Genomic DNA, 11,847 nt, shown 5'->3' with positions numbered 1-11,847 from the left:
GTCGCCGGGGGATGGCCTGGTAGGGGCTTGGGCACCGGCGGGATCTCGCCAAAAACAGGCAGCGTGGCACCACCTGGTGGGGCCCTCCCTTGGGGTGCGGGGGCCCCCCCCACCCCACCACAGGTCGTCCGGTGCTCAGAAGTAGTACCGGGACACCGACTCCGCCACGCACACCGGCTTGTCGCCGCCCTCGCGCTCCACGACGACCGCCGCCGTGACCTGGACGCCGCCCCCGACCTCGGTGACCTCCTGGAGGGTCGCCGAGGCGCGCAGCCGGGAACCGACCGGTACCGGCGCCGGGAAACGGACCTTGTTGGTGCCGTAGTTGACGCCCATCTTCACGTTGTCGACCTTGAGCACCTGCGGAACGAACAGCGGGAGCAGGGACAGGGTGAGATAGCCGTGGGCGATGGTCGTCCCGAAGGGCCCGGCCGCCGCCTTCTCCGGGTCCACATGGATCCACTGGTGGTCACCGGTGGCCTCGGCGAAGAGATCGATCCGCTTCTGATCGACCTCCAGCCAGTCGCTGTACCCCAGCTGCTCGCCCACCGCCGCCTTCAGCTCCTCGGCGGACGTGAAGATCCTCGGCTCTGCCATTGTCCCGGCCTCCCTGATGAACCCATAGGTCCGACCCATGTATCCGACCCATGTATCCGACCTATATGTCTAAGCAACTGCTTAGCATGGTCGGCTGCGGAGCCCCTGTCAACGGACCGTGCCCCCATCGGGTGTGGGTAGTCTCGGAGGGGTGCCCCAGATCCCTGAGAAGATCCACGAGTTGACCGTCGGCCAGCTGTCGGCCCGTAGCGGTGCCGCCGTCTCCGCGCTGCACTTCTACGAGTCCAAGGGGCTGATCAGCAGCCGCCGCACCACGGGCAACCAACGCCGCTACAGCCGGGACACCCTGCGCCGCGTCGCGTTCGTCCGGGCCGCGCAGCGCGTCGGCATCCCGCTCGCCACGATCCGCGAGGCGCTCGCCGAGCTGCCCGAGGAGCGGACGCCGACCCGCGAGGACTGGGCCCATCTCTCCGAGGTCTGGCGCTCCGAGCTGGACGAGCGGATCAAGCAGCTCAACCGGCTGCGCGACCACCTCACCGACTGCATCGGCTGCGGCTGCCTCTCCCTCGCCACCTGCGTGCTCTCCAACCCCGACGACGCCTTCGGCGAACGGCAGAGCGGCTCCCGCCTGCTGGTCGAGCACCGGAGGACGGTCGAACAGGAGAACGGGAAGCAGCCCGAGAAGGAGCCCGGCAGCTGCCGCTGAGCAACTCCCGGGCTCCCGGGCCCCTAGGGCCTGTCTGACAATTCCCGTCTGCCCCGCGACGCCATGCACGTACTCTCGCCGCACCGGGCGCAGAGCCAAGTACATCCAGTACAAGGCTCTACGCCCGGCACGCCGAGAGCACGCTCCCCCAGTCTCGGCTTCGCTCGACCGGGAGGTACCCCCACGACACCGCGGGGCCGCCCTCCGGGCGACGACGGGAATTGTCAGACAGGCCCTAGCCCTCACTCGTACTCGGTGCCGCCCTTGCGGGTCAGATACGCCGGGCTGACCGCCTTGGCGACGGCCCGTCCGCCGGTGACCGGGCTGTACCGCTCGGTGGCCGGCCGGATCACGACGCCCTCGCGCAGATGCAGCTCGCGCCCGGAGACCGTCTCCCGGCCGGTGGCCACCTCCAGCACCCGGTCGATGGCGTACGGGCCCTCGTACAGCCGTGGCACCAGCGGGAGTTCGCCGTCGAGCAGCTCGGACAGCTCGGCCTGGTCGAGCCAGCGCACCCGGCCGTCGATCTCGGCGGAGGCGTCGAACACGGCGTACCCGAGCGTCTCGCGCCGGCCGTCGGCGCCGTACGACAGGTCCTGCACCCCGGCGCCGTACACCTCGCCGAAGATCCCGACCCGGCGGGCGCCGAGCCGCTCGGCGAGCCGGGACGCGGCCTCGGCGACCTTGTGGCCGTGGACGGCCCGCCAGTACAGGTTGCGCGGATCCTCCTTCAGGGCGAGGGACTTCGAGCCGAAGCCCTTCGAGGAGACCTGGACGCGGCCGTCCTCGGCGAAGTACGTCACCAGGCAGGCCGTGCCGTGCAGCTTCTCCGTGAGGACGACCCGCTCACCGGGCGTGAAGATGTCGGGGTAGCGCTGGATGTTCTCGATGTCGACCCAGGGCAGCAGATCCGGCGCCGACTCGACCTCGCCGCTCATGGTGGGCGGGATCGGCGGCACCCACTTGACGATGCCGAGCCGCTCCGCGAAGTCCGTGCCGTCGGCGACGGCGGCCGTCAGGTCCACGTCCGCGAGGGCCCGGGGCCGGCAGACGATGCCCTGCGACAGTTCGCCCCGCAGCCGTACGGCCTTCACCCGGTCCGCCTTGCCGCCCGCGAGCCGTCCGGTCAGCCCCAGCTCCTCGATCAGCGCGGCCGGGAGCACGGACTGCTCCGGGATGTAGACAGCGGTGTCACCGGTGCGGTACGCCCCCTTCGCCACCACGGCTCGGTACAGGCCCACCTGGGCCAGTTCGAGCGCGTCGGCGTTCGGGTGGTCGTGGATCGTCAGCGTCTCGGCGGTGACGCGCAGCGTCGACATCGGGCACTCCTCGGTTCCGGTCAGGCTCAGGGCTGTTTCATCGCCCCCAACTGTCCATACGGGAAAGGGGTGGAGCGACCGAATTCACCCCTGCTAAGGTCCCGGACTCCGCCCGACGGCGGCAGGCTGAAAGCAGGGGGCGCAGCCCCCGCTTTCCAGGGGCGCGGGGAACTGCGCGAGAAGCCCCACGCACCCGCACCCGCCCACGCACCGCTCCCCCACCCCCACCCGCGAGGCAACCACCACCCCCGTCGACAATGTGTCATGAACACGGAGGGGCCCGGCACCGCGCGCCCCGCTAGGGAAGGTGCGCCGATGAGCGTCGTCATCTGTTCGTTGAAGTGGGAGAAGGCGCACTCCGGGACACAGCGGCTCACCTACGACTCGGACGGCTACCACCTGGTCCGCTTCCCGTACGAGAAGACCGAGGAGTCGTACGACCCCTGGAAGATGCACGACCCGGCCAACGGCGGCGACACCGCCTCGGCGTTCCCGGACGCGCGCTCCGGACTGATCTGGCCCAGCCACGACGGCTGGGGCGTGCTCTCGGCGATGGTGTTCTGGGAGGCGGACCCGAAGACGCTGGAGTACCGCGCCCGCTTCGTACGGGACCCGCTGAGCCTGACGAAGAAGAAGTACGACTCGACCGCCACCACGGACAGCGCCCTGACCCGGGGCGGTCAGTACCGCACCTTCATGTGGCAGATGTTCGTGCACCAGGGCGTGCCGCTCGGCCTGAAGATATCGGCGCGCGGGTCGGGGGACACCAGGCGGGCCACGAGGCTCACCCTCGCCGAGTTCAAGCTGGCCATCCACACGGACGTCAAGAAGCCGTAGCCGTCGCGCCGTTCCTGCTCATACACGGGGGTGCGGCATCCCCGGCGCACCCCCGCCGGGCTACGCCGAGATCAGCAGCCGTCCGCGCCTGGACTCCGCCAGGGCCTCGGGTGTGAGCACCGGTCGTGGCACCACGATTCCGCACTCCGTGCAGACCGGGCCCGAGGACGGTTCATGGGCCAGGTCGTACATGTAGACGAGGCGCTCGCCCTCGCACACCGGGCAGGACGAGCCCGGTTCGCGCTCCAGCGCGGCGATGAGCCGGCGCAGCACCTCCGCCATCGGTTCCCGGGGATGGACCTTCGGGTCGTCGCACCAGGCGACCCCGAACCCGCCCCAGGTCAGCCGGTGCCAGTCGTCGACACTGCCCGGCCTGCGCAGCCCGTCGTGCTTCTCCTTCTTGCGGCGCTGCGCGAACTGCACTTCGTAGTCGAGCCAGACGGACCGGGCCTCTTCCAACTCCTCCAGTGCGGCCACGAGCCGCGCCGGGTCGGGGTTGCGGTCCTCGGGGCCGAAGCCGGCCCGCGAGCACAAGTGGTCCCACGTCGCCCGATGCCCGTAGGGGGCGAACCTCTCAAGGCACTTGCGCAGCGAATAACGCCGCAGTGCCAGGTCGCACCTGGGATCTCGCACCTGTCTTGCCAGACTCCGGAAACCGGCCATCGCCCTGCACCTCCGTCACACCTGCACCTGTACTTCGGTCACTTCGGCGTCGTCGTCGGGACGTCGCCGAATAGACGTATCGACACGCGATTCGGCTCCATCCGATTTCCGATGACCTCCATAAGTCGTCTGCTGAGCCGTTCACGGACCGTTCCTGCCTACGCCTGACTGCTTCTGACTTCTTCGTGATGCTTCTCTTGGGCTTACGACTACTTCTGAGTACCTGTTCACGCTGTCAGTCACCTGTCCGTCGACAGTGATCCCAAAAACGTGACGCATGTTCATCTTCAAAGCCGGGGATACCGGCGGTAACATCCGGCCCACCCCCTCCGGGAGGAGCTGCCATGCCCTGGCGTACCCCACGCACCTCACGCACCGCACCGGACAGACTGAGAACTCCTCATAGATTCCCGGAGTTCCTCAAGGCCGCTTCGATATGCGCACTCGTTGCCGGTCTTTTGTCGCCTCTTTCCCCGACTTCCGCCGCCGTGGCCGCCGACACCACGGCAGCCGACACGGAGGCCGTGCAGGCCGCGGCGGTGACCGACCACTGCGGCGGACAGTGCTCCGACATCCTGCCGCCCGGCCAGAACGGCAACGCCACCCTCGCCCAGATCCTCCTCAACCAGGCGTTCGGCTCTATGCCGGAGAACGCGAGCAACCAGCTCGGCCCCTACAACAACCTGGCCACCGGCTACCCGGGCCTCACCAACTCCACCCTCAACACCTTCTTCAACGACGCCTCCTTCGGTGTCGCCGCCGACCAGGTCGCCTCCACCCTGAACCCGGCCGGCCGCACCGACGTCACGATCGTCCGCGACAAGAAGACCGGTGTGCCGCACATCACGGGCACCACCCGCTACGGCACCGAGTTCGGCGCGGGCTACGCCGCCGCCCAGGACCGGCTGTGGCTGATGGACGTCTTCCGGCACGTCGGCCGGGGCAAGCTGACCCCGTTCGCGGGCGGCGCCGCCTCCAACCAGGGCCTTGAACAGGAGTTCTGGCGCCACGCCCCCTACACCGAGGCCGACCTCCAGGCCCAGATCGACAAGGCGGTCGCCTCCAACGGCGAGCGCGGCCAACTGGCCCTCGCCGACGTCAACGCGTACGTCGCCGGCATCAACGCCTACATCGACGCCTCCGACAGCGGCCGCTACTTCCCCGGCGAGTACGTCCTGACCGGCCACAAGGACTCCGTCACCAACGCCGGCACCATCGAGAAGTTCAAGCCCACCGACCTGGTCGCCCTGGCCTCGGTCATCGGCGCCCTCTTCGGCTCGGGCGGCGGCGGCGAGGTCAATAACGCCCTGTCCCTGCTGGCCGCCCAGGAGAAGTACGGCGTCACCGAGGGCACCGCGGTCTGGGAGTCCTTCCGCGAGCGCAACGACCCCGAGGCCGCGCTCACCGTCCACGACGGCAGCTTCCCCTACGCCACCAAGCCCGCGAACCCGCAGGGCATGGCCCTCCCCGACGACGGCACGGTCGCCGAGGAACCCCTCGTGTACGACCGCACCGGCAGCGCGGCCACGGCCGCCTCCACGAACGTCTCCTCCGAGGCCACCGACACCGCCCTCAGCTCCGCCCGGCGCGGTATGTCCAACGCCCTCGTGGTCAGCGGCAAGCACACCGCGAGCGGCCGTCCCGTCGCCGTCTTCGGCCCGCAGACCGGCTACTTCGCCCCACAGCTGCTGATGCTCCAGGAGATCCAGGGCCCGGGCATCAGCGCCCGCGGCGCCTCCTTCGCGGGCCTGAGCATGTACGTCGAACTCGGCCGCGGCCAGGACTACGCCTGGAGCGCCACCACCTCCGGCCAGGACATCATCGACTCGTACGCGGTCGAGCTGTGCCAGGACGACGTCCACTACCTCTACCACGGCACCTGCACGGCCATGGAGAAGATCGAACAGACCAACGCCTGGAAGCCCACCACGGCCGACTCCACCCCGGCCGGCTCGTACCGGATGCAGGTCTGGCGCACCAAGTACGGCCCCGTCACCCACCGCGCCACGGTCGGCGGCAAGAAGGTCGCCTACACCACCCTGCGCTCCTCCTACCTGAACGAGGCCGAGTCGATCATCGGCTTCCAGATGCTGAACGACCCGGACTACGTCAAGGGCCCCGAGACCTTTCAGAAGGCCGTCCAGAACATCAACTACACCTTCAACTGGTTCTACGCCGACTCCACCCACACCGCGTACTACAACAGCGGCGACAACCCGGTGCGCGCCGCGACCGTCGACCCCGAGTTCCCGGCCTGGGCACAGGCGGCCTACGAGTGGCGGAACTGGAACCCCACCACCAACACCGCCGACTACACCCCGCCCTCCGCCCACCCGAACTCCATCGACCAGGACTACTACATCTCCTGGAACAACAAACAGGCCGCCGACTACACCACCGCCCCCTGGGGCAACGGCTCCGTCCACCGCGGCGACCTCCTCGACGACCGGGTGAAGACGCTGGTCACCGTCGGCGGTGTCACCCGTGCCACGCTGACCAAGGCGATGGCCGAGGCGGGCCTCGCCGATCTCCGGGCCGAGGACGTCGTCCCGGACCTGCTCAGGGTCATCAACAGCAGCACGGTCACGGACACAGCGGCCGCCGCCGCGGTCACCAAGCTCCAGACCTGGGTCACCTCAGGCTCCAAACGCACCGAGACCTCGGCCGGTTCCAAGACCTACGCCAACGCCGAGGCCATCCGCATCCTGGACGCCTGGTGGCCGCTGCTGGTGAAGGCCGAGTTCGAACCCGGCCTCGGCACCGACCTGTACACCGCCATCACCGCCAACCTGCCCATCGACGAGTCCCCGTCCGCCGCGCACGGACCGACCGGCTCCCACGCCGGCAGCTCCTTCCAGTACGGCTGGTGGAGCTACGTCGACAAGGACATCCGCTCGGTGCTGGGCGACACGGTGCGCGGTCCGCTGGCGAAGCAGTACTGCGGCGGGGGCAGCCTCAGCGCCTGCCGCACCCTCCTGATCAACACCCTCAAGGAGGCGGCCGGCAAGACCGCCGCACAGGTCTACCCCGGCGACGCGTACTGCTCGGCGGGCGACCAGTGGTGCGCCGACTCGATCGTCCAGCAGCCCCTGGGCGGCATCAAGCACAACAAGATCAGCTGGCAGAACCGGCCGACCTACCAGCAGGTCGTGGAGTTCACCTCGCACCGGTGAGCGCCTGCGGTTATCGGTGACCGCGTGACAGCGTGACGGCGGCGGGCCCGGATCAGGCGATACGGCCCGCCGCCAGCACCACCCGTGCCAGTTCCCGGTGGCAGATGTCGCTGTGGGCGCCGGAGGGCGCGCCGCCGCGCCGCACCACCGCCGAGGCGTCGATGTTCACACAACCCGCCGTCGGCAGTTGTGACTTGAGGGCGTCGGCCAGCTTGAACGACCGGGTGCCCTTGACCGCCTGGACGCCGCCGTAGCCGAGGGCGCCCCATTTCGTGCCCAGCAGGCTGTTCACGCTCAGCCCCAGCACCGTGCGCGCGTCGCCCGCCATCCGGGAGGCCAGCGGATAGATCGTGCCGAGCGCGGAGTCGTGCTTGGAGTGGCAGCACACCAACGGGCCGTCGATACGCTTCTGTTGGCCGTTCAGCACACCGCTCGCACGACTGTCGTGCGGCAGCCGCGCCGCGAACGCGTAGTGGGAGAAGGCCGCCTGAAGAAGCGTCACCGACTTCACGGTGTGCACCCCTTCGGGCAGTCCGCGCAGTGCGAACGACACCAGACGCGCGCCGAAGCTGTGCCCCACGAGGTGCACCCGTACCTTCGGCGCCTTCCGTGCGAGCTGCCCCAGCAGCCGCCCGAGCCCACGCTCGCCGACCGTCCCCGCCCGCCGCTTCATCGCGAAGTACGTGGCCTGCCGCAGGAGTTCATGGGCGCCGTCCCAGGCCTGGGGCGGGGTGACGGCGGCCCCGGTCGGCACCTCGGTCGTCTCCACCTCCGCCAGCGCCGCCGCGAAGTCCGCGCACACCGCCACCGGGTCCCCGCACAGCATCCCGGGCGTCCCCTCCGGCACCCCTTCGGTGAGGGTGTCCGCCGTGAACGCGCCCTGCGGCCCCTGCGGCGGCACCTCCACCAGCAGCCGTACGAGCCGCCCGAACTCCTCCAACGAGGCGCCCTCGTCCGGCCGTTGCTCCAGCAGCCGGGCCAGCTGCTCGACCAGGACGGCCCGCCCGGGGAACACCTCCAGCAGTGCGTGCCGGCTGTTCTTGTCCAGCGCGGGGCGGCCGGGTGCCACCGCCGGGACCGGCTTGAAGTCCGGGATCGGCTCGTCCGAGAACCGCATCGAGGGCCACAGCACACCCACGTACCCCAGCCTCGCCTGCGGCGCCAGCGCGGGGAACGGGGCGAAGAAGCGGCTGTAGAGCCCCGTCGCGCCGGACCGGTCGCTGTTCCAGCCGTGCGCGAACACGACCAGATCCACCACCCCGCGCTTCCCGACCCCGTCCAGCAGCCGGTCCCGCTGACCGGTGTCCACGTCCCCGTCCGCGTCGAAGGTCAGTTCCCAGTAGGGAGTCACGCTCATTCCCGGATCCGCCATGACGAGCCCCCTTCGGCCCCCGTTGGTGATGCGCTCAGGCGCATGGTCCTGCCAACGGCGAAAGATGGCCATACGTCACGTACGGACCGGGCTCGTGGTGCCGCTACCGGTACAGCAGATACTCCTTGCGCACCCTGCGGAACGCGGCCAGTTCCCCCTGCCAGCCGGCCACGACCTCGTCGGTGCCGGCCCCCGCGTCGATCATCGTCCGCACCCGCGCCGAACCGGTCAGCTTGTCGATCCAGTGGTCCGGCCGCCAGGCGAAGCCGCTCCACACCTCCTTGGCGGTCACGAGAAGACCGATCCCGGTGCGCACGGGGTCGTACGCGGCCCGGTCGTGGACATGGATCTGTACGCCGCCGATGGTCTTCCCCTGGAACTTCGAGAACGTCGGCGCGAAGTACGCCTCCCTGAACCGCACACCGGGCAGCCCGAGTTCGTTCGCGGCGGCCGCCCACCGCCGGTCGATTCCCTCCGCGCCCAGCAGCTCGAACGGCCGGGTGGTGCCCCGCCCCTCCGACAGGTTCGTCCCCTCGAAGAGACACGTCCCGGAGTACACGAGCGCGGTGTCCGGCGTCGGCATGTTCGGGCTCGGCGGCACCCACGGCAGCCCGGAGGAGTCGTAGAACCGCGAGCGCTTCCACCCCGACATCAGTACGGTCTCCAGCGGTACGGGCGTGGTGAGGAACTCCTCGTTGAACAGCCGCGCCAGCTCCGCCACCGTCATCCCGTGCGCCTGCGCGATGGGCTGCCGCCCGACGAACGTCGCGAACTCCTTGTGCAGGACGGGGCCTTGGGCGTCGCGCCCGGTCACCGGGTTCGGCCGGTCCAGCACCACGAAACGCTTCCCCGCCAGCTGGGCCGCCTCCATGCAGTCGTACAGCGTCCAGATGTACGTGTAGAAGCGGGCGCCCACGTCCTGGATGTCGAAGACGACCGTGTCCACGCCGGACGCGGTGAAGATGTCCGCGAGGGGCCGGCCGCTCTTCTGGTACGTGTCGTACACGGGCAGTCCGGTCGCCGGGTCGTCGTGCCGGCCCTCGGAGCCGCCGGCCTGGGCGGTGCCGCGAAAGCCGTGCTCCGGGCCGAAGACGGCCCTCAGGTCCACGCGGTCGTCGGCGTGCGTCACGTCGACGATGTGGCGGGCGTCCCGGGTGACGCCGGTGGGGTTGGTGACGATGCCGATCTTCTGGCCGCCGAGGAGTTTGTAGCCGTCGTGGGCGAGGCGTTCGAAGCCGGTGCGGGGCCCTTGGCGGGCTGCCTCGGCGGGGGGTGCGGTGGTGAGGCCGGTGGTGGAGGCGGTGGCTGCGGTGGCTGCTGCGGTGGCTGCTGTGGAGGCGGCGAGGAAGGTGCGGCGGGAGAGGTGCATGGGGTGACCTCCGGGGCGCGGGCGCGGTCGCGGGAAGCGGTGCTTGGGGAAAGCTAAGCGCTTCCGCGGGTGGTTTGTCGTCTGCGGGTCGTGTGTGGCTGGTCGCGCAGTTCCCCGCGCCCCTGTCGGGGCGGGGGTGGCGGCGCCCTTTCTCGGGGACATACCGACCGGTTAGTCTGGGCCCTCGTAGGTAGGTCGTTGTTGATGTGTCGCGTCGAAGGAGAGTGCGATCGTGGGAGCCGTGCAGGGTGCGGGTGTGGTCGTGACGGGGGCCGGGGGCGGGATCGGGGCCGCTCTGGCGCGGCGGTTCGCCGCCGAGGGGGCCCGGGTCGTGGTGAACGACCTGGACGGGGACCGGGCCGAGGCCGTGGCCGATGAGATCGGGGGGATCGCGGTGCCCGGGGACGCCTCGGCGATCGTCCCGGCGGCGCGCGACGCGCTCGGCGGCACCGTGGACGTGTACTGCGCGAACGCCGGGCTCGCCTCCGGGGGGACCGAGGGGGCCGACGAGAAGGTGTGGGCGCTCGCCTGGGACGTCAACGTGATGGCACACGTCCGGGCCGCGCATGAGCTGCTGCCCGGGTGGCTGGAGCGCGGCAGCGGGCGTTTCGTGTCGACGGTCTCGGCGGCGGGGCTGCTGACGATGATCGGCGCGGCGCCCTACAGCGTCACCAAGCACGGGGCGTACGCCTTCGCCGAGTGGCTGTCCCTCACCTACCGGCACCGGGGCGTCAAGGTGCACGCGATCTGCCCGCAGGGTGTGCGCACCGACATGCTGACCGCCTCCGGGAGCGCGGGCGACCTGGTGCTCGCGCCGACCGCGATCGAGCCGGAGGCCGTGGCCGACGCGCTCTTCGAGGGCATCGACCAGGACCGCTTCCTGATCCTGCCGCACCCCGAGGTGGCCGGGTACTACCAGGCCAGGGCCGCCGACCCGGACCGCTGGCTGACCAACATGAACCACATCCAGCAGAAGTGGGAGACGACCGGCTGACCGCCCTGCCCGGCGGACGAACGCCGGAGAGTGGGATGATCCTCCGGCGGGACCCCCGGCGGACGACCAGTTGCGACAACAGAACCTCGGAAGGCAGGTGGCGGCAGTGCCCAGGACCACGGACGGAGACGGTACGCCCGTCCCGCAGCGGCTGCTGGCCGCCGCCACCCGGCTCTTCGCCGAGCGCGGGTACGACCGCACCTCCGTGCAGGAGATCGTCGAGGCGGCCGGCGTCACCAAGGGCGCGCTGTACCACTACTTCGGCTCCAAGGACGATCTGCTGCACGAGGTGTACGCGCGCGTGCTGCGGATCCAGCAGGAGCGGCTGGACGCGTTCGCGGGCGCCGACGCGCCGGTGGAGGAGCGGCTGCGGGGGGCCGCCGCCGATGTCGTCGTCACCACCATCGACAACCTCGACGACGCGATGATCTTCTTTCGGTCGATGCACCATCTGAGCCCGGAGAAGAACAAGCAGGTCCGCGCGGAGCGCCGCCGGTACCACGAGCGCTTCCGGGCGCTCGTGGAGGAGGGGCAGGAGACGGGCGTCTTCTCCACGGCCACGCCCGCGGATCTGGTCGTCGACTACCACTTCGGCTCGGTCCACCACCTGTCCACGTGGTACCGCCCCGGTGGCCCGATGACCCCCCAGGAGGTCGCGGACCACCTCGCGGACCTGCTCCTGCGAGCGCTGCGGCCGTAGCGCGGGCGGGGGCGCCTAGTAGCTCGGGGGTCCGGGTTTCGTTGGCGGCCGCGGGTGAGTGGGGGCTGGTCGCGCAGTTCCCCGCGCCCCTGAAAAAGCGGGGCTGCGCCCCTGCTTTCTCGGCCCGAAGAGCACGGGGCGCAGCCCCGGCTCTTC

General features: G+C 70.3%; 10 protein-coding genes. 5 read left to right on the top strand and 5 right to left on the bottom strand.

Going from position 1 to position 11,847, the window contains the following annotated elements; translation table 11 throughout:
* Window positions 1–135 precede the first annotated feature (135 nt).
* Window positions 136–597: a MaoC family dehydratase gene (locus ACZ7MG_RS40250; protein ID WP_471946682.1), complete on the bottom strand. Its 462-nt coding sequence runs from the start codon at window positions 595–597 to the stop codon at window positions 136–138.
* A gap of 151 nt (window positions 598–748) precedes the next feature.
* Between ACZ7MG_RS40250 and soxR the strand changes: the two genes are divergently transcribed.
* A complete protein-coding gene (gene soxR / locus ACZ7MG_RS40245) occupies window positions 749–1,264 on the top strand; it encodes a redox-sensitive transcriptional activator SoxR (protein WP_471395058.1) in 516 nt (171 codons plus the stop codon).
* Window positions 1,265–1,506: 242 nt separating this feature from the next.
* Here soxR and ACZ7MG_RS40240 read toward each other — a convergent pair whose 3' ends face one another.
* A complete protein-coding gene (locus tag ACZ7MG_RS40240) occupies window positions 1,507–2,583 on the bottom strand; it encodes an RNA ligase (ATP) (RefSeq protein WP_471395056.1) in 1,077 nt (358 codons plus the stop codon).
* Between the two features lie 315 nt (window positions 2,584–2,898).
* Between ACZ7MG_RS40240 and ACZ7MG_RS40235 the strand changes: the two genes are divergently transcribed.
* On the top strand, window positions 2,899–3,420 hold the full coding sequence (locus tag ACZ7MG_RS40235; RefSeq protein ID WP_471395054.1) for a hypothetical protein: 522 nt from the start codon (window positions 2,899–2,901) through the stop codon (window positions 3,418–3,420).
* A gap of 60 nt (window positions 3,421–3,480) precedes the next feature.
* On the opposite strand, the gene ACZ7MG_RS40230 is transcribed toward ACZ7MG_RS40235, so the two are convergent.
* Window positions 3,481–4,083: a hypothetical protein gene (locus tag ACZ7MG_RS40230; protein ID WP_471395053.1), complete on the bottom strand. Its 603-nt coding sequence runs from the start codon at window positions 4,081–4,083 to the stop codon at window positions 3,481–3,483.
* A 344-nt stretch (window positions 4,084–4,427) separates the two neighbouring features.
* Here ACZ7MG_RS40230 and ACZ7MG_RS40225 point away from each other — a divergent pair, with 344 nt between their 5' ends.
* Entirely contained in the window at window positions 4,428–7,256 is a 2,829-nt protein-coding gene (locus ACZ7MG_RS40225; protein ID WP_471395052.1) for a penicillin acylase family protein, read from the top strand.
* A 52-nt stretch (window positions 7,257–7,308) separates the two neighbouring features.
* Here the strand turns inward: ACZ7MG_RS40225 and ACZ7MG_RS40220 are convergent, their stop codons facing one another.
* Together ACZ7MG_RS40220 and ACZ7MG_RS40215 are read right to left on the bottom strand one after the other, a co-directional pair.
* Entirely contained in the window at window positions 7,309–8,628 is a 1,320-nt protein-coding gene (locus ACZ7MG_RS40220; RefSeq protein ID WP_471395050.1) for a serine-threonine protein kinase, read from the bottom strand.
* Between the two features lie 103 nt (window positions 8,629–8,731).
* Window positions 8,732–9,997 carry an exo-beta-N-acetylmuramidase NamZ family protein gene (locus ACZ7MG_RS40215; RefSeq protein WP_471395048.1) on the bottom strand — a complete coding sequence of 422 codons (1,266 nt, stop codon included), beginning with the start codon at window positions 9,995–9,997 and terminating at the stop codon, window positions 8,732–8,734.
* 229 nt (window positions 9,998–10,226) lie between these two features.
* Between ACZ7MG_RS40215 and ACZ7MG_RS40210 the strand changes: the two genes are divergently transcribed.
* Both ACZ7MG_RS40210 and ACZ7MG_RS40205 read left to right on the top strand, forming a co-directional pair.
* On the top strand, window positions 10,227–10,991 hold the full coding sequence (locus tag ACZ7MG_RS40210; protein WP_471395233.1) for an SDR family oxidoreductase: 765 nt from the start codon (window positions 10,227–10,229) through the stop codon (window positions 10,989–10,991).
* 106 nt (window positions 10,992–11,097) lie between these two features.
* Window positions 11,098–11,691 carry a TetR/AcrR family transcriptional regulator gene (locus tag ACZ7MG_RS40205; protein WP_471395047.1) on the top strand — a complete coding sequence of 198 codons (594 nt, stop codon included), beginning with the start codon at window positions 11,098–11,100 and terminating at the stop codon, window positions 11,689–11,691.
* Window positions 11,692–11,847 lie beyond the last annotated feature (156 nt).

This window comes from Streptomyces sp. NPDC107538 (assembly GCF_055657445.1).
Note: the sequence above shows the minus strand (reverse complement) of the source record. Positions and strands in the feature narration are given on the sequence as shown.

What these genes read in the sequence shown, in the direction of transcription:
- ACZ7MG_RS40215 (WP_471395048.1), bottom strand. Translation starts at nt 9,997, where the DNA reads ATGCACCTCTCCCGCCGCACCTTCCTCGCCGCCTCCACAGCAGCCACC.
- ACZ7MG_RS40225 (WP_471395052.1), top strand. Translation starts at nt 4,428, where the DNA reads ATGCCCTGGCGTACCCCACGCACCTCACGCACCGCACCGGACAGACTG.
- ACZ7MG_RS40220 (WP_471395050.1), bottom strand. Translation starts at nt 8,628, where the DNA reads ATGGCGGATCCGGGAATGAGCGTGACTCCCTACTGGGAACTGACCTTC.
- ACZ7MG_RS40250 (WP_471946682.1), bottom strand. Translation starts at nt 597, where the DNA reads ATGGCAGAGCCGAGGATCTTCACGTCCGCCGAGGAGCTGAAGGCGGCG.
- ACZ7MG_RS40230 (WP_471395053.1), bottom strand. Translation starts at nt 4,083, where the DNA reads ATGGCCGGTTTCCGGAGTCTGGCAAGACAGGTGCGAGATCCCAGGTGC.
- ACZ7MG_RS40240 (WP_471395056.1), bottom strand. Translation starts at nt 2,583, where the DNA reads ATGTCGACGCTGCGCGTCACCGCCGAGACGCTGACGATCCACGACCAC.
- ACZ7MG_RS40235 (WP_471395054.1), top strand. Translation starts at nt 2,899, where the DNA reads ATGAGCGTCGTCATCTGTTCGTTGAAGTGGGAGAAGGCGCACTCCGGG.